This window comes from Streptomyces atratus (assembly GCF_014648655.1).
Lineage (GTDB): Bacteria > Actinomycetota > Actinomycetes > Streptomycetales > Streptomycetaceae > Streptomyces > Streptomyces atratus.
Genome location: NZ_BMRN01000132.1, coordinates 1 through 3,933, shown reverse-complemented (window position 1 = coordinate 3,933; position 3,933 = coordinate 1). Strand labels below are relative to the sequence as shown.

The window sequence follows — 3,933 nt, the reverse complement described above, 5'->3', positions numbered from 1 at the left end:
GCCGTGGGTGCCGGCTCCGGGTGCGTTGCGGCGGGCGGGGGTGTCCTCGTTCGGTATTTCGGGGACCAACGCGCATGTGATTTTGGAGGAGGCGCCTGCGCTCGACGGTGGGGAGAAGGGTACGGACGGGGCGGGTGCGGGGGAGGATCTGTTGCCGGTCCTGCGGGAGCCGGTGGCTGGTGAAGGTGCTGGGGCGTTGCCGTTGGTGCTGTCAGCGAAGACGCCGACGGCTCTGCGCGCCCAGGCCCGCCGCCTCCACGACTTCCTTTCGGGCGATCCAGGGAACCCGGACCAGGCAACGGGCGGGAACACCGGTGTGGATGCCGGGCGTGCCTCCGTCACCGACCCCGGACCCGAAGCCCCCCTCGATCTGTCCGCCGTCGCCTACACCGCAGCCTGCGTCCAGTCCGGGTTCGACCACCGCGCCGCCGTAATGCCAGCCGAGGGCGGGGACTACCGGGCCGGGCTCGCGGCCCTGGCGACGGGGCGGGCGGACGACCTGCTGTCGGCCGGGACCGCGAGCGGGCGGAGCCGGGCCGTGCTCGTCTTCGGCGCTGGTGCCGGCATGGGCGCGGACGCAGCCCATGCGAGCCCCGACCTCGCTGCCCAGGCACGGGAGTTGATGGCCGCCTCACCCGTGTTCGCCGACCGGGTGCGCGAGTGCGCCGACGCACTCTCCCCCCACCTCGGCCGGTACGTGGGCGATATGACACCTGCCGACCCGCCGGAGGCCGTGGCGTTCGTGGTGGGGGTCGGTCTGGCCCGGCTCTGGGAGCGGTGCGGCATCCGACCGGACGCGGCAGCGGGCCAAGGGGTGGGCGAGATCGTCGCGGCCCATGTCACCGGGGTGCTGAGTCTGGACGAGGCGGCACGACTCTGCGCGGCCTGCGTGCGCGGCGGCTCCGTGGAGGAACTGCGTGCAGCCCTCGCCGGAGTGGTCCCGCGCCGGATGAAGACCGACTTCTGCTCGTCGCGGACCGGGCGGCCGCTCGACGCCGACAGGGAGTTGATCTCCGACAACTGGCTCCGAGGCCTGCGGGAGACCACCGGCCTCGACACCGCGCTGCGGCATCTCATGGAGAACGGCCACCGAACGCTCGTGGCGATGCCCTCCGTCGGCCGGCTCGTCGGAACGCTGCGCGACCAGGACGCCGGCCCCGCGGACGTCCTGGACGCCCTGCGCCCCGGCGGGACCGGTACGGCCGGGCTCCTGGAGGCGCTGGCCGCCGCCTACACCCGTGGGCTGCCGGTGGACTGGAAGGCCGTCCTCCCCAGGCGGCCCCTGGTGGTTCTGCCGACCTACCCGTTCGAGAGGCGGCGGTACTGGCTGAACGCCGAGGCGCCCCGCCCGCCGCAGAGCGGCGCGCATCCGCTGCTCGACACCGCCGTCACCCTCGCGGACCGCGACGCGCGGGCGCTCACCGGAGCCCTGTCCACCTTCACCCATCCATGGCTGGCCGATCACACGATCGGCGGGGAGACGGTGGTGCCGGGAGCCGCACTGGTCGAACTGGCCGCGCACATCGCCGCGCTCGACGGCGCCGCGACGGTCACGGAACTGACCCAGGAGGCGCCGGTCCGGCTCCCCGCGGACGGGAAGACGGTCGAGGTCCAGTTCGTGGTCGGCGCGGTCGGTGCCGCAGGGGAGCAGCCGTTTACCGTGTACGCGCGTCCCGGTCGCGCCCAGGAGACGGCGCGGGGCGCCGGAGAGGACCGGGCCGCCCCCGACTGGACCCGGCATGCGACCGGAGTGCTCGCACCGCGCGCTCCCCGGACACCCGCGGACTTCGACCTGGCCGAATGGCCGCCCCCCGCCGCCGAGCCCGTCGAACTGGACGGAATCTACGAACGGTTGGCCGAGGCCGGGTACGAGTACGGTCCTGCCTTCCGCGGACTGAGGGCCGCCTGGCGGCTGGGCGCGGACATGTATCTCGACGTACGGCTGCCCGCCGGAACCGACACCTCGGGGTACGGCCTGCACCCGGCGCTGCTGGACGCGGCGCTGCACGCGACCGTATGGCAGGCCGCGGTCGACGGTCGCGTACGGCTGCCCTTCTCGTGGAGCGGCGTCCGGCTGTACGACGGTGGTGCGACGGAGCTGCGCGTGCGGGTGTCACCCGCCGGCCCGGACGCGGTGGCGTTGCGGATCGCGGACCAGCACGGCACGCCGATGGCGGCCGTGGACGCGCTGGTGCTGCGGGCAGCCGCGGCCGGACCCGTGTACGACGGACTCTTCCAGGTGGCGTGGCGCCCCCTGCCAGGCGACTTCGCGGCGGATACGGCCCCGGACGCCGATGCGTGCTGGGTGCTCGGCTCCGCCTTTGGGACGGGCTTCACCGCCGTCCCCGATGTGGCGGAGGCGAGTGCGCGTATCGACGCCGGTGTCCGGCCGCCGGCCGCCGTACTCGTGGCCTGTCTGCCGGCGGCCGCCGCGGACAGGGGCGCGCAGATACCCGACGACGTCCGCCGCGCGGCCCGCGGAACGCTGGAGCTGCTGCAGAGCTGGCTGGGCGACGACCGATTCGCCTACACCCGGCTGGTGTTCGTGACTCGGGGGGCGGTGCGCACCGGCACCGGATCGGACGAGGCACCGGTAGATCTGGTGCACGCACCCCTGTGGGGGCTGGTCCGCACCGCGCAGTCGGAGGAGCCGGGCCGCTTCGTGCTCCTCGACCTGGACGAGGGCCTGGACACGACCCACCTCGGGCACGACGTCCTGGCCGCGGTGGCGACCGGCGACGAGCCGGAACTCGCCCTGCGCGGCGGCGCGTTGCTCGTACCCCGACTGAGTGGGGTGGCGGAGCCCGACACCGCTGACCCCGCTTCGGCCACGGCTCCTGCCCTGGACCTGGACCCACAGGGGACCGTCCTGGTGACCGGCGGCACGGGCGCCCTCGGTGCGCGCATCGCCCGGCACCTGGTGGCCCGGCACGGCGTACGGCATCTGCTGCTGACCAGCCGCAGGGGCGCACACGCTCCAGGGGCGGAAGAACTGGGCCGGGAACTGGGGGAGATGGGCGCCGAGGTGCGTATCGCCGCCTGCGACGGTGGTGACCGTGAGGCACTCGCCGCGGTGCTCGGGTCCGTCCCCGCCGCTCACCCGCTGACCGGTATCGTCCACGCCGCCGGTATCGTCCAGGACGCGACTGTCCGCTCGCTGACCGCCGCTCAACTCGACGCCGTGCTACGCCCGAAAGCCGACGCCGCCTGGAACCTGCACGAACTGACCTGTTCGGCCCCGCTCGCCTTCTTCGACCTCTTCTCCTCCGCCTCCGGCACGCTGGGCGCCGCCGGACAGGGCAACTACAGCCTGGCCAACACCTTCCTCGACGCCCTCGCGCAGCACCGCTCCGCCCTCGGTCTCCCGGCCCGTTCGCTGGCATGGGGCCTGTGGGACCTGCCGGACGGGATGGCGGGACGGCTGACGGCGTACGACGTCGAACGCCTCGCGCGCCGCACCGGTCTGCGGCCGATCGACCCCGCCCGCGGCCTGCGCATGTTCGACGCCGCTCGCACCCCGGACCTGCCGACCGTGGTGGCCGCCGCACTCGACCCGGCCTTCGCGCTGGCCAACGGCCTCACCACCACCACTACTACTGCCGCAGCGGCCACGGACGCCGATCCGACAGGGACCGCGTGGTCACAACGGATCGCCGGACTGCCGGAGGGAGAGCGGGCGGAGGAGAGCCGCCGGCTGGTCATGTCGATCGCGGGCGAAGTACTGGGCGGGGGCACATTCGACGGCGGGCTGGCATTCCGGGATATGGGATTCGATTCGCTGCTGGCGGTGGAATTGCGCAACCGGCTGTGCGAGGTGACGGGAGTGCGGTTGCCGTCGACGGTGGTTTTCGATCATCCGACGCCGCTGGCGTTGGGTGCGTTTTTGGGGTCGTTGCTCGTGGATGCCTCTTCCGGTGTGTTGTCGGTTGATGC

Annotated in this window: 1 protein-coding gene; it reads left to right on the top strand. The window is 73.5% G+C overall.

Features of this window, described 5'->3' with window-relative positions; translation table 11 throughout:
* Positions 1–76: 76 nt before the first annotated feature.
* The coding region (locus IEZ15_RS43515) for a type I polyketide synthase (protein WP_189282456.1) at positions 77–3,933 on the top strand (3,857 nt) is incomplete at its 3' end.